This window comes from Ruminococcus sp. 1001136sp1, from assembly GCF_039841815.1.
Taxonomy (GTDB): domain Bacteria; phylum Bacillota; class Clostridia; order Lachnospirales; family Lachnospiraceae; genus Blautia_A; species Blautia_A faecis.
Map to the genome: position 1 here is coordinate 1 of NZ_JBDPGY010000020.1, position 20,614 is coordinate 20,614.

19 protein-coding genes and 1 pseudogene are annotated in these 20,614 nt (G+C 40.7%); 18 read left to right on the top strand and 2 right to left on the bottom strand.

All coding sequences use genetic code 11. From position 1 onward, the window contains the following. The 7 genes and pseudogenes from ABHC48_RS16130 to ABHC48_RS16160 form a co-directional block, all read left to right on the top strand. A pseudogene (locus ABHC48_RS16130) lies at positions 1 to 91 on the top strand (CDP-alcohol phosphatidyltransferase family protein); the annotation flags it as partial. A 57-nt stretch (positions 92 to 148) separates the two neighbouring features. Further along, the gene (locus ABHC48_RS16135; protein ID WP_118584008.1) at positions 149 to 2,770 is read left to right on the top strand and encodes a cation-translocating P-type ATPase; all 2,622 of its coding nucleotides are present in this window, start codon (positions 149 to 151) and stop codon (positions 2,768 to 2,770) included. Positions 2,771 to 2,790: 20 nt separating this feature from the next. Continuing rightward, complete coding sequence (locus ABHC48_RS16140) at positions 2,791 to 3,987, top strand: AI-2E family transporter (protein ID WP_118584007.1); 1,197 nt, start codon at positions 2,791 to 2,793, stop codon at positions 3,985 to 3,987. Between the two features lie 80 nt (positions 3,988 to 4,067). Continuing rightward, positions 4,068 to 4,940, top strand: coding sequence for a DegV family protein (locus ABHC48_RS16145; RefSeq protein WP_005360251.1), 873 nt, complete (start codon positions 4,068 to 4,070; stop codon positions 4,938 to 4,940). A 151-nt stretch (positions 4,941 to 5,091) separates the two neighbouring features. After that, positions 5,092 to 5,463, top strand: a complete 372-nt coding sequence (locus ABHC48_RS16150) for a transposase (RefSeq protein ID WP_118584006.1) — start codon at positions 5,092 to 5,094, stop codon at positions 5,461 to 5,463. After that, positions 5,417 to 5,905: a hypothetical protein gene (locus ABHC48_RS16155; RefSeq protein WP_040446298.1), complete on the top strand. Its 489-nt coding sequence runs from the start codon at positions 5,417 to 5,419 to the stop codon at positions 5,903 to 5,905. Before ABHC48_RS16150 ends, ABHC48_RS16155 begins: the two co-directional genes overlap by 47 nt. Beyond that, entirely contained in the window at positions 5,862 to 6,707 is an 846-nt protein-coding gene (locus ABHC48_RS16160; protein WP_118584005.1) for a transposase, read from the top strand. The genes ABHC48_RS16155 and ABHC48_RS16160 overlap by 44 nt, the downstream gene beginning before the upstream one ends. On the opposite strand, the gene ABHC48_RS16165 is transcribed toward ABHC48_RS16160, so the two are convergent. Further along, positions 6,641 to 7,084 (bottom strand): transposase, encoded by a 444-nt coding sequence (locus ABHC48_RS16165; protein ID WP_243110512.1) that lies wholly within the window; start codon positions 7,082 to 7,084, stop codon positions 6,641 to 6,643. The genes ABHC48_RS16160 and ABHC48_RS16165 overlap by 67 nt on opposite strands. Before the next feature lie 499 nt (positions 7,085 to 7,583). Here ABHC48_RS16165 and ABHC48_RS16170 point away from each other — a divergent pair, with 499 nt between their 5' ends. Together ABHC48_RS16170 and ABHC48_RS16175 are read left to right on the top strand one after the other, a co-directional pair. Beyond that, positions 7,584 to 8,318, top strand: coding sequence for an IS110 family transposase (locus ABHC48_RS16170; protein ID WP_243284565.1), 735 nt, complete (start codon positions 7,584 to 7,586; stop codon positions 8,316 to 8,318). 26 nt (positions 8,319 to 8,344) lie between these two features. Beyond that, a complete protein-coding gene (locus ABHC48_RS16175; RefSeq protein ID WP_226815984.1) occupies positions 8,345 to 8,800 on the top strand; it encodes a transposase in 456 nt (151 codons plus the stop codon). 109 nt (positions 8,801 to 8,909) lie between these two features. Here ABHC48_RS16175 and ABHC48_RS16180 read toward each other — a convergent pair whose 3' ends face one another. Next, entirely contained in the window at positions 8,910 to 9,158 is a 249-nt protein-coding gene (locus ABHC48_RS16180; protein WP_118580519.1) for a helix-turn-helix transcriptional regulator, read from the bottom strand. Between the two features lie 175 nt (positions 9,159 to 9,333). Here ABHC48_RS16180 and ABHC48_RS16185 point away from each other — a divergent pair, with 175 nt between their 5' ends. The 9 genes from ABHC48_RS16185 to ABHC48_RS16225 all read left to right on the top strand — a co-directional run bounded on the left by ABHC48_RS16185 (position 9,334) and on the right by ABHC48_RS16225 (position 20,530). Then, the gene (locus tag ABHC48_RS16185; RefSeq protein WP_118580522.1) at positions 9,334 to 9,834 is read left to right on the top strand and encodes a hypothetical protein; all 501 of its coding nucleotides are present in this window, start codon (positions 9,334 to 9,336) and stop codon (positions 9,832 to 9,834) included. A 245-nt stretch (positions 9,835 to 10,079) separates the two neighbouring features. Then, complete coding sequence (locus tag ABHC48_RS16190; RefSeq protein WP_226855591.1) at positions 10,080 to 10,463, top strand: hypothetical protein; 384 nt, start codon at positions 10,080 to 10,082, stop codon at positions 10,461 to 10,463. 71 nt (positions 10,464 to 10,534) lie between these two features. Next, entirely contained in the window at positions 10,535 to 12,907 is a 2,373-nt protein-coding gene (locus ABHC48_RS16195) for a hypothetical protein (RefSeq protein WP_195700039.1), read from the top strand. Between the two features lie 3 nt (positions 12,908 to 12,910). Beyond that, complete coding sequence (locus ABHC48_RS16200; protein WP_118580525.1) at positions 12,911 to 14,974, top strand: transglycosylase SLT domain-containing protein; 2,064 nt, start codon at positions 12,911 to 12,913, stop codon at positions 14,972 to 14,974. 11 nt (positions 14,975 to 14,985) lie between these two features. After that, on the top strand, positions 14,986 to 15,810 hold the full coding sequence (locus ABHC48_RS16205) for a hypothetical protein (RefSeq protein WP_118580528.1): 825 nt from the start codon (positions 14,986 to 14,988) through the stop codon (positions 15,808 to 15,810). 22 nt (positions 15,811 to 15,832) lie between these two features. Continuing rightward, complete coding sequence (locus ABHC48_RS16210; protein WP_177968933.1) at positions 15,833 to 16,327, top strand: hypothetical protein; 495 nt, start codon at positions 15,833 to 15,835, stop codon at positions 16,325 to 16,327. Beyond that, complete coding sequence (locus ABHC48_RS16215) at positions 16,224 to 19,049, top strand: hypothetical protein (RefSeq protein ID WP_226855590.1); 2,826 nt, start codon at positions 16,224 to 16,226, stop codon at positions 19,047 to 19,049. Before ABHC48_RS16210 ends, ABHC48_RS16215 begins: the two co-directional genes overlap by 104 nt. 211 nt (positions 19,050 to 19,260) lie before the next feature. Beyond that, on the top strand, positions 19,261 to 19,818 hold the full coding sequence (locus ABHC48_RS16220) for a DUF5697 family protein (RefSeq protein WP_118580531.1): 558 nt from the start codon (positions 19,261 to 19,263) through the stop codon (positions 19,816 to 19,818). Positions 19,819 to 19,891: 73 nt separating this feature from the next. After that, positions 19,892 to 20,530, top strand: coding sequence for a DUF6100 family protein (locus ABHC48_RS16225; RefSeq protein WP_226855589.1), 639 nt, complete (start codon positions 19,892 to 19,894; stop codon positions 20,528 to 20,530). Positions 20,531 to 20,614 lie beyond the last annotated feature (84 nt).

Below are 20,614 nucleotides of genomic sequence, written 5' to 3' on the forward strand. Positions count from 1 at the left end.
GTTGATTGGTTTGTGCGCTATAATGATGGTCATATCGGTCGCTCTGTATATTATCCAGAATACCAGGACTCTTAAGGGAGAGACTGTATAAGCAATTTTATATTGCAATGACTAGAAAAATATTTAGGAGAACGAGGAGGCGGAAGTGATGAAGGAAATTTATCAGCAGACGGTAGAAGAGGTTCTTGAAAGGGTGAATGGCAAGAAATCTGGGCTTACGAGTGAACAGGTGAAAAGATCCAGAGAAAAGTGTGGGTGGAATGAACTTACAGAAGGAAAGAAGAAAGGTATCCTGCAGATTTTCTTTGAACAGTATAAGGATTTTCTTGTACTGATTCTAATTGCATCAGCAATCATATCTGGTATGCTTGGAGATGTGGAAAGTGCGGCAGTTATCGTGACGGTTATTACGATCAATGCAATCTTGGGAACAATACAGACGGTAAAAGCAGAACAATCTCTGCAGAGTTTAAAGAATCTTTCTGGCCCGGAGGCAAAAGTATTGCGTGATGGTACAGTCGTTCAAATTCCGGCAAGAGAACTGGTTGTTGGAGATGTGATACTGCTTGAAGCAGGAGATATGATTCCGGCTGATGGAAGACTGATTGAAAATGCAAGTCTTAAGATTGATGAGAGTGCTCTTACAGGAGAAAGTCTTGCAGTTGAGAAAAACATGGATACAATATTGACGGAAGCGCCACTTGGTGATCGGACAAATATGTTATTTTCCGGTAGTTTTGTAACGTATGGGCGTGGGAAAGCTGTTGTAACGGATATAGGAATGCAGACAGAAGTCGGAAAGATTGCAGGACTTTTGAAGTCAACTTCGGAAAAACAGACACCACTTCAGGTGAGTTTGGAAGTCTTTGGAAAGAAGCTTTCTATTATGATTCTGGTATTTTGCGGACTCTTATTTGCAATAAATGTGTTCCGCGGTGAAAAGATCAGCAGTGCATTTATGTTTGCAGTAGCACTTGCAGTAGCAGCAATTCCTGAAGCGCTAAGTTCTATCGTGACAATTGTACTTTCTTTCGGAACACAGAAGATGGCAAAAGAGCATGCAATCATTCGTAAACTACAGGCGGTAGAAGGACTTGGAAGTGTTTCTATTATTTGTTCGGATAAGACAGGAACGCTCACACAGAATAAAATGACGGTTGAAGATTATTATATAGATGGAAAAAGAATTTCAGCAGAGGCAATTGATATATCAGATCAGGCACAAAAATGTCTTTTAAATTACAGTATTCTATGTAATGATTCGACAAATGAAAATGGAGTAGAAATTGGAGATCCGACAGAAACAGCATTGATTAATCTTGGAAGTCGATATGGGATAGAGGCGGCAAGCGTAAGAAAGCTTTATCCAAGAAATGGAGAACTGCCATTTGACAGTGATCGAAAGATGATGTCAACACTTCACCTGATAGATGGTAAAAATCAAATGATTGTAAAAGGTGCAGTCGACAAGCTCCTGGAACGTACAGAGCAAATCTGGACGAAAGAGGGAATTCGAAAAATTACTGAGGAAGATAAAGAAAAAATACAACGTCAAAATCAGGAATTTTCGATGGAAGGTTTAAGAGTATTGTCTTTTACCTATCGTGAAATTCCTAAGAATCACACATTAACGATACAAGATGAGGATCACTTAGTATTTCTTGGTTTGATTGCGATGATGGATCCTCCGAGAGAAGAATCAAAAGCTGCGGTAGCGGAATGTATAAAAGCGGGAATTCGACCGGTTATGATCACCGGAGATCATAAAATTACAGCAGCAGCAATTGCAAAGAGAGTTGGAATATTACATGATTTATCGGAAGCCTGTGAAGGGGCAGATATAGAAAATATGAGTGACGAGGAACTCAAAGAATTTGTCTCAAATATTTCTGTGTATGCAAGAGTGTCACCGGAACATAAAATTCGCATTGTTCGGGCATGGCAGGAAAGAGGAATGATTGTGGCAATGACAGGAGACGGTGTCAATGATGCACCGGCATTAAAGCAGGCAGATATTGGTGTTGCAATGGGAATGACCGGAACGGAAGTTGCGAAAGATGCAGCAGCGATGGTACTTACAGATGATAACTTTGCAACAATCGTAAAAGCAGTGGAAAATGGACGAAACTTATATCAGAATATCAAGTATGCGATACAGTTTCTTTTGTCAGGAAATTTCGGAGCAATTTTAACCGTTCTTTGTTCATCGGTTGCAGGACTTCCGGTGCCATTTGCACCAGTACATTTACTCTTCATTAATCTTTTGACGGATAGTCTTCCGGCAATTGCGTTAGGCTTAGAGCCGGATAGAAGTGAAGTGATGAGTGAAAAACCGAGATTGGCAGATGAGTCGATATTGACAAAAGATTTTCTTAGCAAAATCGGTCTGGAAGGTTTGGTAATTGGAGCAATGACAATGATCAGTTTTTTGACAGGATACAACCAGAATGGTACATTGCTTGGAAGCACGTATGCTTTTGGAACTCTTTGTCTGGCACGTTTGTTTCATGGATATAATTGCAAATCAGATCATCCGGTCATTTTTACAAAAGGTCTCTTTCATAACAAGTGGCTTCAGGGAGCATTTGTGTTAGGTGCAGTACTCATTACAACAGTACTGACGGTTCCTGGTTTCCATAACTTATTCAAAGTGGAAACGTTGAATCTGATGCAGCTTGGATGTGTATATTTATATGCTTTTGCAAGCCTTCTGATTATTCAATTACTTAAGTGTATACGTATGAAACTAAGAAAAAGAGGGAAAAGATAGTGGATTTAAGTAGATGTTCTATGAAAAAAATTCGAGAACTGATTGTGTTTACGGCATTTCTTGTAGTTGCTTTGTGGAAATTCGATGTGGTGATTGAAGTGCTGAAGTCAATATGGAAAATTGTGTTTCCTTTTGCGCTTGGTGGTGCAATTGCCTTTGTGATTAATGTACCAATGAGTTTCCTGGAAAAGAAAATGCTCGGAAAGATAAAAGAAAATAATAAAATAGGAAAAAAAGCTGCGAGACCGATAAGCCTGCTTCTTACAATTATATTGGCAGCAGGTGTAATGGTATTGGTAATGTTTGGTGTGATTCCACAGCTTACACAGACCATGGGAAATCTGATGACGAGTATTTCAGATTTTATTCCACAGATGCAAAACTGGATTCGGGAAATTTCACATGATAATCAGGATATTATGAAATTGGTAGATCAGCTGCAGTTTCAGCCTGATCAGGCAATTAAATGGGGAATAAGTATTCTTGGAAACGGAGTCGGAAATATGATGAATACGACGATGTCAGCAGTAGGTTCCATTGCCAGTGGATTAGCGACCTTTTTTATTTCGTTTTCCTTTGCATGCTATATTCTTTTTCAGAAGGAAAAATTACATTTACAGGTAAGAAAAGTGATTTTCGCTTTTATTCCAAAACAAAAAGCAGATGCAATTCTTAACATATGTTCGCTGACATATCGGACATTTGCAAATTTTCTTGCAGGGCAGTGTCTGGAAGCAGTAATTCTCGGAATGATGTTTGTTATCACGCTAAGTATTTTAAAAATGCCATATGCACTTTTAATTGGAATTTTGATCGCGTTTACCGCATTGGTTCCTATCTTTGGAGCCTTTATTGGCTGTGCCGTGGGAAGTTTTCTGATCTTTATGGTAAATCCAAAACAGGCAGTTTTATTTATTATAGTTTTTCTGCTTTTGCAGCAGATAGAAGGTAATCTGATCTATCCTCATGTGGTTGGCGGATCAGTAGGACTTCCATCAATTTGGGTACTGGCGGCAGTTACAATCGGCGGAAATCTTATGGGAATTATAGGTATGCTGATTTTCATTCCACTTGTATCGGTATTTTATACTATATTCCGGGAGTTCGTATATCTGCGCCTAAAAAAACAACATATAAAACGAGTAACGAGAACGGATGTGGAAGAGTATGCGGAGGAGGAAATTGCGTCATCCTTTATTTTGCCGAATGAAAAATAATGATATGATACAAATATAAATGAAGTGTAATGCCGATTATTAAGACGTTATAAAAATAGATTACAAAGGAAGAAGATATTATGAAGAAAATAGGAATCATGACAGACAGCCACAGTGGAATTTTGAGCGAAGAAGCGCAGAGACTCGGAATTAAGGTACTACCGATGCCCTTTTATATCGGAGAGAAAGTGTATCGTGAAGGAGTAGATCTTTCCAGAGATGAATTTTATGATATGCTTCGAAAGGGCGTAGATGTATCTACATCTCAGCCGTCACCAACAGAAGTTATGGATATGTGGAAAGAGATGCTGAAAGAATATGAGGAGATTGTTTATATTCCTCTTAGTAGTGCTTTAAGTGGGTCCTGTATGACAGCAGAAGCCATGGCAAATGAAGATGAATTTGCCGGTAAGGTGTTTGTCGTAGATAACGGTCGTGTGGCAACCCCGATGCATCGTTCTGTTCTTGATGCAGTAGAAATGGCAGAAGAAGGATACAGTGTAGTCGAAATCAAGAAAATTCTTGAAGAAACCAGAGAAAAAATGACAATTTATATCGGGCTCAGCACACTGAAATATCTCAAAAAAGGAGGAAGAGTCAGCTCTGTGACAGCTTTGGCAGCAGATGTCCTGAATATCAAACCTGTTATGCATTTCAGCACAGGAAAGCTTGATATCTACCAGAAATGCCGTGGTATGAAGAAATCACGTAAAGTTATGATCGATGCAATGAAGCATGAGCTGGAAACGAATTTCCGAGAAGAATATGCTGCGGGTAAAGTGTACCTGATGGCGGCGTCCAGCAGTACCGATGAAGTGACAGAAGAATGGGTAAACCAGATTAAAGAAAGTTTCCCGGGAATGGAAGTCATGTGTGATAAACTTTCCTTCGGTTTGTCCTGTCATATCGGTCCGGATGGACTGGGAATCGGATGCACCTGTAAGCCAGTGTAAAAAACTGCTCCGGAGAAGATAAAATAAAAGATTAGGGTGTCAAAAGGTTTATAGCCTTTGATATAAATTTGTACCTTGAAAACTTAACACGATATGTAAAAACATTGGATTCTTTGGTAAAATGTAGGTAGCATTTTATGAGGTGATCTATATGTCTTTTGTTAAAAATGATAATCAACAGCTTACTGTTTTAGACAGTACTTTTAATCTTACAGAACGCGAAAAACGAATGTTAGAAAAATCATGGGCAAATACTTTTGCAGACAAAGTTTTTCCTGCTATTGATGAAAATATTTTTTCTGTTCTTTACAGTAAAAAAGCATCCAGACCTAATACTCCGGTCAATGTGATTGTTGGGGCACTGATTCTTAAAGAAGCTCTTAATGTTACTGACGATGAGATCGTTGAAGCTATGGCATTTGATATCCGCTATCAGTATGTACTGCACACAACCAGTTTTGAAGAGCAGCCAATTAGTGACAGAACCCTCAGCAGGTTTAGAGCAAGAGGAAACAGAGCATGATGTTGATCTTATTCATGAATGTGTTGTAAAAATGGCAAAAGAAATATCTGATTTTATGGATATCACTCCGGATAAACAACGTATGGACAGTTTAATGGTTGCTGCAAATATCAGAAACCTCTCATTGCTTGAATTGTTTTATACTTGTGTTGCTAATCTTTGCAAAATAATGGATGAGCGTGGAACAAAAATTCCGGATGAACAATATCATTATATTAAAAAAGATGATTATAATAAATGCATTTATCACAAGCGGGATATGGATGCAACTGAGAGAAACGTTGTTGTGATGAAAGATGCAGATATCTTGATAAAGATTTGTGATTCAACCGGTGATTTTGATGATACAAGTGAATATCAGCTTCTTATTCGCCTATTAAAGGAACGCACAATCATTGATGATGGTGGCTCAAGGCGGCTTCGACAAAAAAGAGGAAGTTGAAAATCCTTCAGAAGTATTGCTTAATCCTTCTGATCCAGAAGCCACTTTCCGCTATAAAGCAGGTGGCAGACATCTTGGATACGTTGGAAACGTAGTTGAAGCTGTCGGAGAAAAAAGCAGTCTGGTCATTGTCTACGATTACCAGCAAAATACCTACGCAGATAATCAGTTTATGAAAGATTATCTTAATGAGAAAAAAGATTTTTCTGATGGTTCTTTTATTGTTGCCGATGGGGCATACAGCGGAGAAGAGAACTCACGTTTAGCATCTGAACATAATCTAAAACTTGTTACAACCAATTTCACAGGACGCAAACCAGATGAAATATATGCTGATTTTGTTTTTACTGATGATGGAAAATATCTCATCAAATGTAAGAATAATCGTGTACCTGAAGACTGTATCTATGATCCAGGCAATGAGCGTTCCGTTGCGTATTTTCGGATAAGTGACTGCGAAGGATGTCCTTACAAAGAACGGTGTCAGTCGCGTTTTCTAAAAACACGAGTCCGAAAGGAAGTATCTTGGAAATCCGTTGGTCGTGCAAAACAATTACAGTACATGCAGACGGAAGAATTTTCTGAATATGCAAAATTTAGAAATGGAGTAGAAGCAATTCCCTCTCTTCTTCGTCGAAGATATCATGTGGACAAGATACCTGTGCATGGCAAAAAACGTACCCGGTTATTCTTCGGATTTAAAATAGCAGCATTAGATTTTCAAAAGCTATTAGATTATAAAAAAGCATTATATTTTCCAAAAAGCTGGTCGATAGAATCCAGGAGGCCTGCAAGATGGTAATTGATGCTTCCGCGCCATACAAAAGTATAACGGTTCGCATTTGCCTCTATCTTTGTACCGTCAATAAAAAGTTCTTTTAATGTGACCAGCCCTTCTTTCTGCAGCCGCCGCATAAACTGGTAATTCAGGTCATCCAGGACATCAGATGTCAACTTCCTGTTTTTAAAGTCATAAAAAGCATCACATTTCGGTTTTTTTCCGCGCGTCAGCCAGATAAAAGCAAGGTCTCTTTCACACAGATCAACAATACGGTCAACAGAACGTATTCCCCGCATATTTGCATAGGTAACTACAGCATACATCATGATTGGATTGTACCCGGTTCTTCCCTTATCTGAACAATTGGCTAACAAGCCAGAAAAATCTAATTCCTCCATCACTTTTTTCAGGGTATAGACTGGATCGTCGTCAGGTAAACTCAATTCGAAGAAACTAAAGTTAATTTTCTGTTGCCCTAATTCAAAAAAATCATTATAATAATTATTGGTTAGCATAGTTACATTATAACATGTAACGGAGAGAAAGATGGTTGTCGTTAGCCATCTTTTTTCTTTTTTCAGATAAATTCAGAGAGGGTATGACTCGTTGTGAGTCATACCCTCTCTGCTCTGGAACTATCTATTTCCCGACAGACAATCATGAGAAAATCTCACCACAATAAATGAAAACTGGATACTAGCTATACGTTATGTAGTGGTATACTTAAGGTGCCGAATAAGATCGGAAGGGGATTGGTGCTTACAAGCCCGTCCGACAGACTGATTTTCAGCTCCTTAGGTGTACCACTTTTTGTTTCCATCGGGTTTTGATGAGGACGCAGGACAGCCAACAATTAAGCAAGGAGCTGCATCGGCTTATGCGAAGGAGGTTTGCTTTATGGAAGTATTGTATAAGCGGTGTTGTGGGATTGACATTCATAAAAATATGATGGTAGCCTGTATTTTTACGAGTGTCAGAAAAAAAGAAATCCGTCAGTTTTCAACAATGACGGAAGATATTCTCCAATTAGTTTCGTGGCTGAAAGAAACAGATTGTGAGATGGCTGCCATGGAAAGTACGGGCTCTTATTGGAAACCTGTATATAATATATTTGAAGAAGAACAGATACCGATCATGGTTGTGAATGCGCAGCATATCAAAGGAGTTCCCGGACGTAAGACGGATGTAAAAGATGCAGAGTGGATTGCCGATCTGGTACGCCATGGATTAGTAAAAGCAAGTTACATACCAAATAGGGATCAAAGAGAACTGCGAGAAATAACCCGTTACCGCCAGGAGGTAATTGAAGAACGTGCTCGTGAATTAAATCGAATCCAGGCTGTGTTAGAAGGCTGCAATGTTAAATTGAGCAGTGTAATTACCGATATCAGCGGAAAAAGCGGTATGACAATTTTAAAGGCAATTGTATCTGGAGAAACAGATCCGGTTGTTTTAAGTGAACTTGCTGAAGGAAGAGCCAGAGATAAAATTCCAGAAATGCAGAAATCCCTACAAGGACGGATATCAGAACATCAGCAAAAAATGTTGAAACATCAACTTGGGCATATTGAAAGCCTGACCGCTTTAATTATGGATTTAGATGCAGATATTAAAAAAAAACAGAATCCATAAATTGGGCAATCGAAGCTTTGGATGATATGCCTGGGATTGGAAGAAAAAGTGCAGAACGAATTTTAGCGGAAACTGGTGTGGAAATGGAGCACTTTCAAAATGAATCCCGTTTCAGCTCATGGGCGGGGCTTGTGCCTGAGTGTAAGGAAAGCGCCGGAAAAAAGATGAGTACACGAATACGGAAAGGAAATAAATATTTGAAAGCAACGCTGGTGGAATGTGCTCGTGCTGGAATACGAAACAAGCAAAGTTATCTCTACTCCCGTTATCAAAGAATTGCCGCGCGCAGAGGTGGGAAAAGGGCTTTAATTGCAGTAGCCCATACCATGTTAATCGCGATCTATCATATACTAAAAGAGAAAGTTCCTTATCATGACCTTGGAGCGGACTACTACTCCGTTATCAATCAAGAAAAGATAATCAATAGGAATATTCGTACATTAGAAAAGTTAGGGGTAAATGTAATGATTCAGCCGAAATGAATCTCTTTAACTGTATAATTAAGAGAAGGAAATAAGCCCGCCAAAAGGCGAGCTTATTTAGAATACTTGTTTATAGGTTATCGCTGAACTACGTTTTCAGGACAGCTCCTTATTTTGGTTCTTCCAGATCTTCAAAAAATGCATCGAAGGAACAGTTATATAATTTTTTTAATTCTAATAGTACACTGATTTTTACATTGAGCTCTCCATTCTCATATTTGGCGTAAGTTGTGCGACCAATGTCACAGCCATTTCGCTGGAGTATGGCACATAACTTTTCCTGGGAGATTCCGTATTTGTTGCGGAGCTTCTGAAGGTTTGGACCAATGCTGATATCACATCTTAGTTTTTGTTCCATAAACATCCCCCCCCTTTTTGACCAGTATAGGTGTCAACGTTGATGTTTCTATTTTATGAAAAAAGAAAAATTATATTGTCCGTTATACTGGTCAAAGCAAAGAAAAAGTGATATAGTAATAAAAAATGTGGGAGGGATACAGATAAGTTATTTTACCTGTATATGGAAATGAAAAATGAAATTTGAAGCATTTTATAAGGAAGCATATGATGCAGAAATGGAAGAGCTATTTTCTGATAATGCATCAGAAACAGAAAATAAGCCATCAAAGGATTCCTGTGATTTGTTAATGAAAAAAGCAAATCTGGAATTTTCTCAGTATAAGTTAGTGAAAAGTGAAAAATGTTATGATTATTTGCTGGCAAATCTTTATCCAAAAGCTGCTGAGATTGCAAAGATGCAGGGCGGAAATCTGACATTAGACATTGATGAAGAGAGGCACACAGGAAAACTGGAATACTGGGGAGCTTTTTTGATGAGTACATCGGGAGACACACTTCTAAAGAATTTTCTTGTATCTGCAATGACAATGACAGATCAGTTTTCATTTGAGGTAAAAGACTCTCTTTTACATTTGGAGTTTTTCTTTGAATTATATAATCAGGTAAAGATGAAAGATTATTCCAAGGAGATTGAACAGCTGGGACTAAAAATCAAGGAGTTAAATACACGGTAGTGTTTTGCTATCCAAATGAAGCTATAATGCAACCGTTATGAAATTGACATATGATATCTTAACGAATAGAATAATACTATAAAGTTCTGTGCATGCGGAACCTGGTGCATGAGAGAGCCAGGAACTTTATGAAAGTATGAAAAGACAGCCATTAGAAAAGTGGTTGTCTTTTTTTTCGCCCGGATTGCACAGAAGGACCTTGTAAGAAGCTGATCTTCCGGAGTTTGGTTGAAGGGAGGAAATCTATGGAAAAACAGAAAGTAAAAGATGAAATTGCTGCATGTTTTGGAAAGAAAAACTGGCTTGTAAAAGTACTACCAATTGCATATTGTGCTATAGGTGTACTTCTTATGACCGCAGTACCTGTGTATGCAGATGATATTTTTGCAACTGCGAAAAACGCGATGCAGACGGTTTATACGGATGTAGCTGGAATTGCAACTGTGGCGGCGGTGGTTTGTGCGGCAGTATGCCTTTTTTTAATGAATTTTAGCAAATCTGGACGAACTGTGGATGAATCCAGATCCTGGTTAAAAAGGATTGTTATCTGCTGGGCGGCACTTATGACATTGGGTGCGATTGTAACGTATCTGGAAAAGATTATTCCACAAAGCATGTTTACGGGATGATCTGAAGAAAAGAAAAAGCCGGAGCTCTCCCGGCATAAAAGGAGGGTATCTATAATAGATATGAATGAAACATGAGCTGGCTGCTGGATCTTCTGGTAGATGCAGTCAAAGAAATGGTATCTCAGTTTATCATTGATATGATGGGACTGATTACGGATGTATTTACAGATTTACTATCCTGTAACCTCTCCCTGTTTGAAGAACTGTTTTCTGTAGTAGGAAGTTTGTACCAGAATGTGATCGTCCCTATGGGAATTGCGCTGTTGCTTATGATTCTAATCTGGCAGCTGTTCAAATCCATGTTCGGGAAGGTTGGAATAAATGCAGAAGAACCAATCGAGTTAATTGGACGTTCTTCCATCTGCTTGTTCTTTGTGGTTGCCTCAAAGCCTGTTATTAATTACATATTGAAAATTGCGGGAACCCCATATCAATGGGTGATTGGAACTGACATCAAGGTGCAAAGTTTTTCGGAGTATGTAACTGCCTTAGAGGGGATTACAGCACCGCTTGGGCTTGGAACAATCAGCATAGCAATCTTAATGCTCATTATGCAGTTTGTAGTTGCGTGGAATTATTTTAAAATGCTGTTTGTAATTGCGGAACGGTATGTCCTTCTGGGCGTGTTTTCTTATACAGCACCATTGGCATTTGCAACCGGTGGATCTAAGTCCACGAACAACATCCTTGCATCCTGGTCGAAAATGTTTGGTGGACAGGTAGTTCTGATCATCTTAAATGCCTGGTGTTTAAAGATGTTTTTGTCTGGTTATGGAAATATGATGGCAAGCGGTTATGGTTTCACGAAGTTTTTTGTAGCAACTTTGTGTCTGGTGGGCTTTTGTAAAATTACATTCAAGCTGGATTCTTATATGGCGGCGTTAGGTGTGAATCTTGGACGGCCTTCCCCTGGCATGGGAGCACTTGGAGCAGCTATGGCGGCACAGCGTATTTTTTCACAGGCAGGAAGGGTATTTTCTGGAACGGATGGAAGTGGAAACGGTACAGGAAGATCTACGAACATGGGAAACACAGACCCCACAAATGGCTTTACCGGACCGGCGGGGCCTATCCCTATGAATCCCTCTGGTGGAAATGAAGTGGATATCGAATCTTTGTTTTGGGGTGGGGATTTTGATACGGAATATCCAGAAAAGCATGGGAATGCTGCTGGAAGTGTCAAGAGTGTGAATCATTCAAATACTGCTTCAGCAAATGTGCTGGACGAACTGGGAATTCATGCAAATGGAACGGAGTCTTCTGGTACATCTTATGTGTCTGGGACAGCCGCAACTGCTGTAACATCTGCAAGTGAAATTGAACCTGGGATGGAATCCGATGATTTCGTAGAACCGGAAGGGACTGTAATGGATCTGAATACGGGAAGCTTACCAGAATATCAGGAAGCTTCAGGCAGAGAGGCTGTTTCTTCAGAAGGTGTTACTACAAACGAAACTATGGAAGATGGATTCTCCGAAACATTATCAAGTGTAAATGGACTGGGTGAAATGGAGAATCCAGGAGAACCTGATTTCCCGGATGGAAAAACCACAGCCCGGAGTGATTCTATGTCTTTTGAAGCGCAGCCATTTGAAGGAGCATCTGCATTTAGCAGTGATAATGGCATTATGGCAGAACTTGGTGAATATCCAGCTTCGGAGACAGGCATGGGGACTTCGGATTATGCAATGGAAACGGATCTTGGAGGAGGCATTGGTAACAAAAGGCAGGAAGAAGGCAGAAATATTCCTTCTGATGGAAAAGGAGAACGATCTTATTCTGCCAGTGGTTTTGAAGCGGATGTATCTGGCCACTTAAATAGCAAGTATTTAGGTTCAGATAAAAATACTGCTGGTGAAAACGGATTTTCTTTTGATTCCAGAGCGGATTTTGGAATCCTGGACGCTGTGTCTGGAAATGAGAGTGTTCATGCAAGTCCAGATACGGAGGTAAGCTGCGCGAATAGTTTTTCAGAAGAGGTTGGAAATGCTTCTGGTAACGTGTCGGATGTTCCCAAAATGGAAACGCCTACATATTCGGATTCTGGTATTTCCGGGAATATAGAAAGTGAGCAGCAGGTTACAAACATGGGAGAGTCTTCTGCACAATCAGCAGAATCTGGTGACCTTGGAAATTATTCTACAACTGGAGATTTCGCTATAGACGGTTTAAATGGCATAAATGAACCTGAAGAAAGTTATATTCAGGAACCAGACGAATACCTGGAACAGGATAATCTGGATCCAATCGAAGAGGCAAATGACAGCTTTACACTTTCAGAGGAAATAAATGGTATGGAAGAAATCCAGACGGAGGATGCACAAATGCCTATGAATATGGAACTGCTACGCAATCCTCATAGAATCCTGGAAATTCCAAAATCAAGAAGTGAGTTAAGAGGACAGAAACAGGGTACCAGAGATACCGGAAGCTTGGAGGATTAAGCTATGGATGACGAAAGACAAGAGAGTTCCCCTCTTGATGAGGGGAGTGAAATGATCGCTCATTCGGCACAGGCTGCTTATGCGGTATCGGCAGCTGTAAAAGCTGGTGGAACTGCTTCTGGTGTGGCAGCCGGGACTGCTATGGCAGGGCCGCTTGGAACATTAGTAGGAACCTTGGCTGGCAGCAAAACAGTTTGGAAGGTGTTTGGTGCTATATTTCTATTTCTTTTTTTGTGGATGTTTATTATTGCAAACATGATCGGAATTATATTCAACTATCTGGGGTTTGCAACCGCGGATTCCTATGCAAATGAGGCACAGTCCAACCAGCTTGCAAATATCAGGAACAGAGCGGAGCAAATTCTGCAAAACGCAGATTATCAGAATGAGATTTTGCAGATCATAGGACAGCAGAGGGATTTACATTTGCAGGAAATCCAGGCAGACCAGATGAAAAAATATGCGCATGCTACTTTGGTTGTGGTGGATGAGTTTGAGACAAAACTAAAAAGAAGCTTATCCTATTATCTGTCTGTTATGCTCATGGATAAATGCGACAACAGCACCATATCTTCTTTCCTTGGATATTCAAATGTTCTGGGACTTGATATGGACACCAACCTTTCCAGCCCTTATGATGCCTATTTTCAGGAAGCTGCCAGGACCTATAATGTGCCAGTGGCGCTGCTTCTTGCAATCTGTAAAACGGAGTCTGATTTTAATCCGAATGTGGTATCAGGTGCTGGGGCAATAGGCTTAATGCAGCTTATGCCGGAAACGGCGGCTTCCCTTGGAGTATCCAATCCTTATGATCCGTACCAGAATATTATGGGCGGCGCCAAATTCATCAGCCAGCTGGTAGAGCAATTTAAAGGCTATTCCAATGGCTTAGAGCTTGCAGTCGCTGGATATAATGCAGGACCTTATGCAGTTATCAAATATGGTTATCAAGTACCGCCATATTCCGAAACCCAGGCCTATGTCAAGAAAGTGTTAGGGCTTGTCGAGATTCACGATAGTACATCCGGTACTTCCACAGAAATAAAAACAGATCAGGAGTCCCTGGAGAAATCATATCAGGTGTTAAAGGAGGCTGTCGCACAAAATGTGGACAGCTTTTTTTCGTGGACTGTAACAGATGAATGGGAAGGCCAAATGGAACAGAAAGTCTACTGTCTGGATGTGAATGGAAGCCGGGCAGAAACAGATGAACAGACTTATCGGCAGGTCCTGGAGCAGGGAGGCAATGTCTGGGAAGAAAAGAGGACAGTAACGACAAAGGTTGTAGAGTACACTCTGGCATTGATCTTGAACACACAGCTGACAGGAAGCAGCGGCTATCAATATAAATATGTGACAAATGAAAGCACATTCAATTTTGTATTAAAGCTGTTGGAATACCTGCAAGGCGGTGTAGAAGCTGTCAAAAATGCCCTTTACAATGTCTTTCACTGGACGGACTTTCTGACTGGCGGAACCAGTGGGAGTGATACCTATATCGGTAATATTGACGCGACCGGGGATATTATTACCTATGACACGGTGGGAAAGGGTGTCAAAAAAGTTGTGTACTATAACCAGGGAGAAGATCCCTGGGCTACCATGTCTTATGGAGCCAGTACGATCAAAGCCTCTGGATGCGGTCCAACATCCCTTGCTATTGTAATTTCAACCTTAACCGGGCAGACGGTGACTCCGGAGATGACCTGCGCGTTTTCCATTGCAAACGGGGAATATATCTATGGGCTTGGAACATGTCATTCCTTTCCGATGAATGCAGCCCATCACTGGGGACTTAACTGTGAAAGAGTGGGAAAAGACCGAATGGGAGATGTTGTAAATGCCTTGAAAGACGGAAAAATGGTGGTGGAAATTTGTGAGGCCTACACCATCACGGGTAGTGGAAGCGGGCATTTTATTGTTCTGACGGGTGTTACCAAAGATGGCTATATCACCATTGCCGATTGTGCCAGCAGGGAACGTACTGGAAAAGTGTACAGCGTGGAAACGATTGCTTCTTACGGCCGTGACCTGGCAGATGGAGCCTTTTGGATCATTGGGAAATGAGAGGTTTGAGTATGGACGGACACTTGAAATATGGATTGCTTATGGGCCTATATTCTTCTGCATTACTGGCAATGCCAACTACGGTACTTGCAAACACTGACACGCAGAATGCTACAGATCTTCCACAGATTGTATCCTGGGATGGCGGACATGGATATCTGGAAAGTGGAGAAATGCTTCGGAATGACTGGGGCTATGATACCGTCAATCCAGCTGGAAAATATGTGCTCTTTGATGAAGAGGGCGCTATCCTTAGACGCTCGGAATCCATGGAAGCAGGGTTGGAGGATAATTATACAGGTACCGAACAGGTTCCTGCCGTCATTGCATTTCGGGCACAGGTTTTTGATGGATTTACCGGTACGATAGAGGTTGCTTTAGAAGAACAAAATGGGATAATCCAAACTGTATTCCTAAATGCGGACAACTTCTATGAGTGGAATCTGTCCACTGGAAGTGGAACTTATCGGATTCAGTCTGTAAGTGCAACAGCAGGAGATCTGTCTTATGTAACAGAGTTTTCGAATATGTATCTGAATCTTCCAGAAGAAGGTCTCCTGGTGCAAAAGATTACAGTAACAGAAGTCGTTATAGAGAAAATCCCTGCAGCAGGGGAAGAATCTCAGGCTGCAGAGAAAAATGAAAATCCTATTGATGAAATGAATGTGCTTCCGGAGAAAGGACAGGAAGAGGAGACAGAGGGAATTTTAGAAAATCAAGCACAGGAGGTGAATATCGTGGATGCAGTAAAACAGAAGAATCTATTTATACTGCTCGGCGTAGGGGTGGCTCTAATTGCCGCAATCGGTGGCCTGATATGGTCTAAAAAGAGATAACAGGAAAGGAGCTTCACAAAAAATGACACAAAATGACCATTCAGACGTATATATCATTCCACCTAATTTTGTAAGAGATGGAACTTTGTTCTCTGGAAGGGCAGAAGCCCGAAATGTGGTAGAAGCAGCATTTTTGGCACTCGTTGGAATCCGCTTTTTAGTATTTTTAAATCTTGGAATAAAAGGGAAGATTTATGTCGGGATCATCCTGATTCTGCCGCTTGTGATATTGGCAGTAATCGGTGTCCAGGGCGAAAGTCTTTCCTCTTTTCTTATTCAGCTGTTTTCGTATATGGTGAAAAGGCGTGTTTTAACTGCACCAAGCGGTCAGTACCGTTTGAAACGAAACCGCCGTATCCGGAAACAGCAGAAGAAACGCTGCAGACGGGAACATAAAAAGAGAAAAAAGGAGGGTGGCAGAGATCGGAAGCGAAGTCGAAGAACTGAAGAGAAAACTGAAGGAGGCGAAGAAATCCGAGAAACTCGAAAAAAGGGAAAAACGGCAGCAGGAGCGTGAGCGAAAGAATACTGCCAGACTTCAAAAACGCCAGGATGTGCAGGAAGAAAAACTTCGGAAAAAAGAAGACAGATTACAGGCGCAAAAAGAAAAACGGGAAGCTGTCGCCCGGTTCCATGAACAGGAAGCAGAAGAACGCAGCCTCCGGAAAAATCTGGCTGTGCAGACAGAGGAAGAAACTGTAAAGGAAAAACAGCCTATTCCGGTGAAAGATACAGAACCGGTAGAAACAAAAGGCAGGGAAGAGAACGCCGGTGACCTGGATATTCTTCCAGTGACCTGGGCTTCGTCCTATTTGCCAATCAGTCAGATAAAAAATGGAGTGATTCAAACAAAAGATGAAAGGTACATTAAAATCATTGAGATTTTACCTATTAATTTTCTGTTGCGGTCGGCACCTGAGAAAAGAAATATCATCTATTCTTTTGCCTCGTATCTGAAAATTGCACCGCCCAATTTACAGTTCAAGATTTTATCCAAAAAGGCGGATATCAAGGATTACATAGAGAAGATACGAAGAGAAGCAGAACAGGAACCAGATGAACGATGTAGAATCTTACAGGAAGATTATGCAAAGCTCCTGACACAGCTGGGAACCAGGGAAGCCATCACACGGCGTTTCTTTCTCATTTTTGAATATCCGTTAAGCGGAACCAAATCTGTAAATGAAAGAGATATGTTTTTATACTTGCAATCGGCGGTACAGACTGCGAAGAAATATCTTGCCATGTGCGGAAATGTGGTCCTGGAGCATAAAAACGAAACCCGGTTTTGTGTGGAAGTGTTTTATCAGCTTTTAAATCGGGATACGAGCCTTAAAACAACGCTGGATGAGCGGATTGAAAAAGTACGGAATCATTATATTCTGGAAAATGGGAAAGAAAGTGTGGCAAAAATTCCGGTGACAGAGCTGATTGCACCAGATTCTTTGAATTTTAAAAGCTATAAATATGTGATTCTGGATGGCATTTATCATGCCTACCTCTATATTCCATCTGGCAGATATCGTTCCAGGGTGCCTGCTGGATGGCTTTCCCTTCTCATTAACGCTGGTGAGGGAATTGATATAGATTTGTTTTTCTTTCGCCAGGATAAAAATAAAAGCATGGAGCGGATCGGGCGGCGGATCCGTTTGAACCGCTCAAAAATAAAAGATACCTTTGATTCCAACAGTGATTTTGACAGTTTAAGTGAATCCATTCAGGCAGGTTATTACCTGAAACGTGGACTCTCTGGAAGCGAAGAATTTTACTATATGAGCACCTTAATTACCGTTACAGGGCATAGTGCGCGGGAAGTTGAATGGCGCTCAAAAGAGATGATAAAGCTCTTAAATTCGCAGGATATCGGGGTATCCAAGTGTCTATTCGGGGAAGAACAGGGATTTTTGTCCTCTCTTCCCCTGTTGTGCCTGGATAAGAAAATCTATGAAAGATCCAAACGAAATGTTCTAACATCAGGAGCTGCGGCCTGCTATCCATTTACTGCCTATGAAATGTCGGATAAAGATGGTATTTTGATGGGCGTGAATAAGGCAAACAGTTCCCTTGTTCTGGTGGATATTTTCAATACGTCTGTTTATAAAAATGCCAATATGGTTATTTTCGGGACTTCCGGTTCTGGCAAGACCTTCACCATGCAGCTTATGGCACTTCGTATGAGAAGAAAAAATATCCAGGTATTTATTATCGCCCCGGATAAGGGACACGAATTTGCCAGGGCCTGCAACAACATTGGTGGCACATTCATTCAGATTTCGCCAGCATCTTCCAATTGTATCAACGTTATGGAAATTAGGAAGTCTGATAAAGCAACCAGCGAGCTGTTGGATGGATATGTTTCGGAACGTTCAGAACTAGCTGTGAAGATCCAAAGCCTGCATATCTTTTTCAGCCTTCTGGTACCAGATATGACGCATGAGGAAAAGCAGCTTCTTGATGAGGCTATGGTGCTCTGTTACCAGGAAAAGGGAATCATCCATGATAACCAGAGTCTGTTTGATCCGACAAAGCCAGGGGGTTATAGAAAAATGCCAATCCTGGGAGATTTACACGAAGTCCTTCTTCGAAAGGAAGAGTGTAAGCGGCTTGCCAATATCTTAAACCGTCTGGTGAACGGTTCCGCAGCCAGCTTTAACCAGCAGACGAATGTGGATCTGAATAATAAATATGTGGTGCTTGACATTTCTGAATTATCAGGAGATCTGCTGATTGGAATGTTTGTAGCACTTGATTACGTATGGTCTCGGACGAAGGAAGACCGAACCAGAGAAAAAGCAATCTTCATTGATGAAGCCTGGAAGCTGTTGTCCTCTAATGAACTTGCAGCTGACTATATCCAGGAAATCTACAAAACCATTCGTGCTTATGGTGGAGCTGCAATCAGTGCCTCACAGGATCTTGTTGATTACTATGAGTTGAACGGAGGCAAGATTGGAAGAGGAATCTTAAGCAACGCGAAAACCAAAATCATTTTAAACCTGGAGGTGGCAGAGGCAGAGCTGATACAAAAGGAACTGGATTTATCAGAAGCGGAGTTTAATTCTATTGTTCACTTTGAGAGAGGTTGTGGACTTATTTCAACAAATAGCAATAACCTGGTTGTAGAGTTTAAGGCAAGTCAGTTAGAAAAGGATCTGATCACAACAGACCGGAAAGACCTGCAGAAATTAAAAGGCAAAATTCAAAAGTATGGGGAATCCGCTTATGGGAACACGGAATGACACATAAAGGACGTATAGAAAACGTATTGAATACAGCATTCATGACGTATTCGTGTTTGAAAAAAACAGTAAATGTTATTAATGACGTATAGAAAGACACTTATAAGACGTATTATCACAAAAAATGTGAATGTTGTTATAAATGACGTAAAGAAAACGTCCTTTATGCGTCATAGAGATAATTGAAAAGATTGGCTGGAGGTATTAAAAAATGGAGAATAAACAAAGACCTGTCATTGCTGAAACCAGAGAGCTTGTGCAGAAATACCATGTTTTGGAAAAGGCACAGATTTATGCTTATTTTGCATTAGATGGCAGGGATCATTTTGTTGGAAAAGCATTTAAGGCGTTGGAAAAAGAGCGGCAGGTTTTCATTCATCCAGAACTGGAAGTGGTGGCAGCAAGTGAGGAAGCAATTGCTGCTAAGGATCTGGGAACTATGAAGGCTGTCTGGGTACTGGTTGATGTGATGAAAAAGAAACAAGTGGAAGAACACTTTCCTGCTTCGAAGGAAGAGTATCCGGTACGGATCGTATTCTACGGAGAGGGAGAAATCTTTGATATTTTGTATATTTCAGAGGCGGAAGTTACGGTGGTAAACAATCTGTTTTCGCGGAAAAAAATTGACAGTTGCGGACATATTATTGTAGTCGAAAATCCCGATTATATATCGGCTATTCACATAGCGGATGTGATTGGGTATTGTGTTGTGAAAGAAGGTGGGGAAGTCGAGTATTACCAATATAGTCAAGGCGGATCAGAAGAATAGTACTGAGCCGTTTGGAAAAATTAAGGACCAGCTGGATGAGACTCAGGCTTTAAGCTGGCGGATGGAGCAATATATGGCGGAGTCGCGGAATGTTCTTACTTCGTGTGTCCGTTTAAAATCGGAACTTCAATATGATTATTTCACGGAGTTAGTCCTGGAAGCCGCAAAAACATCTGAAAAATTAACCGATAAGCTTCGAAGGCTTACCTTAGAAGTGACAGTTAACCCAGTTCAATACGAAAACTACAAGGCGGAGCTTGTGACCATTCATGGAATCGAGGTGGAATTTTCTGAGGGAATCCTAAAGGTGGCATTGCCACTTCTGGTGCCCCATAGAAAAGATTTTTACACGGATTTTTTATACAAGCCACTGCATACAGCACTTCAGAACTGGTGCTTGGAACGGGTAAAAAAGGCGCTGGAAATCCCATTTTTCGAAGAATGCCTTGTCTGTTTTGTGCATGTTTATAATAAAAATCTGCCTTTGGTAGGGCGTGTTCGGGATCACGATAACATTGAGGAAAAACATGTACTGGACATTGTTTCCAGTTTCTGTATGAAGTCAGATAGTGGTTTTTATGTGGATACTTTTCATACAACCAGGCTTGGAATGGAAGATGGCACATTATTATATGTGATGGAGGCTAAGAAATTTCCAGGCTGGATCCGTGAAAACAGCCAGCTTTTGGATATCGAAAAAGAAGCACTTTAAGATCAGAAAAATTCGATATATAGAATAGGCATTTAAGTGTTTGAAGAATAAGGCATTTTGGGATATGAGAATCCAGAAAAGATA

Excerpts from the sequence above, each read along its gene's own strand:
- ABHC48_RS16175 (WP_226815984.1), top strand. The coding sequence starts at position 8,345 with ATGCCTGGGATTGGAAGAAAAAGTGCAGAACGAATTTTAGCGGAAACT.
- ABHC48_RS16200 (WP_118580525.1), top strand. The coding sequence starts at position 12,911 with ATGGATGACGAAAGACAAGAGAGTTCCCCTCTTGATGAGGGGAGTGAA.
- ABHC48_RS16145 (WP_005360251.1), top strand. The coding sequence starts at position 4,068 with ATGAAGAAAATAGGAATCATGACAGACAGCCACAGTGGAATTTTGAGC.
- ABHC48_RS16135 (WP_118584008.1), top strand. The coding sequence starts at position 149 with ATGAAGGAAATTTATCAGCAGACGGTAGAAGAGGTTCTTGAAAGGGTG.
- ABHC48_RS16160 (WP_118584005.1), top strand. The coding sequence starts at position 5,862 with ATGATGGTGGCTCAAGGCGGCTTCGACAAAAAAGAGGAAGTTGAAAAT.
- ABHC48_RS16225 (WP_226855589.1), top strand. The coding sequence starts at position 19,892 with ATGGCGGAGTCGCGGAATGTTCTTACTTCGTGTGTCCGTTTAAAATCG.
- ABHC48_RS16150 (WP_118584006.1), top strand. The coding sequence starts at position 5,092 with ATGTCTTTTGTTAAAAATGATAATCAACAGCTTACTGTTTTAGACAGT.
- ABHC48_RS16180 (WP_118580519.1), bottom strand. The coding sequence starts at position 9,158 with ATGGAACAAAAACTAAGATGTGATATCAGCATTGGTCCAAACCTTCAG.
- ABHC48_RS16195 (WP_195700039.1), top strand. The coding sequence starts at position 10,535 with ATGAGCTGGCTGCTGGATCTTCTGGTAGATGCAGTCAAAGAAATGGTA.
- ABHC48_RS16185 (WP_118580522.1), top strand. The coding sequence starts at position 9,334 with ATGAAATTTGAAGCATTTTATAAGGAAGCATATGATGCAGAAATGGAA.
- ABHC48_RS16170 (WP_243284565.1), top strand. The coding sequence starts at position 7,584 with ATGGAAGTATTGTATAAGCGGTGTTGTGGGATTGACATTCATAAAAAT.
- ABHC48_RS16190 (WP_226855591.1), top strand. The coding sequence starts at position 10,080 with ATGGAAAAACAGAAAGTAAAAGATGAAATTGCTGCATGTTTTGGAAAG.
- ABHC48_RS16205 (WP_118580528.1), top strand. The coding sequence starts at position 14,986 with ATGGACGGACACTTGAAATATGGATTGCTTATGGGCCTATATTCTTCT.
- ABHC48_RS16220 (WP_118580531.1), top strand. The coding sequence starts at position 19,261 with ATGGAGAATAAACAAAGACCTGTCATTGCTGAAACCAGAGAGCTTGTG.
- ABHC48_RS16165 (WP_243110512.1), bottom strand. The coding sequence starts at position 7,084 with ATGGAGGAATTAGATTTTTCTGGCTTGTTAGCCAATTGTTCAGATAAG.
- ABHC48_RS16210 (WP_177968933.1), top strand. The coding sequence starts at position 15,833 with ATGACACAAAATGACCATTCAGACGTATATATCATTCCACCTAATTTT.
- ABHC48_RS16140 (WP_118584007.1), top strand. The coding sequence starts at position 2,791 with ATGAAAAAAATTCGAGAACTGATTGTGTTTACGGCATTTCTTGTAGTT.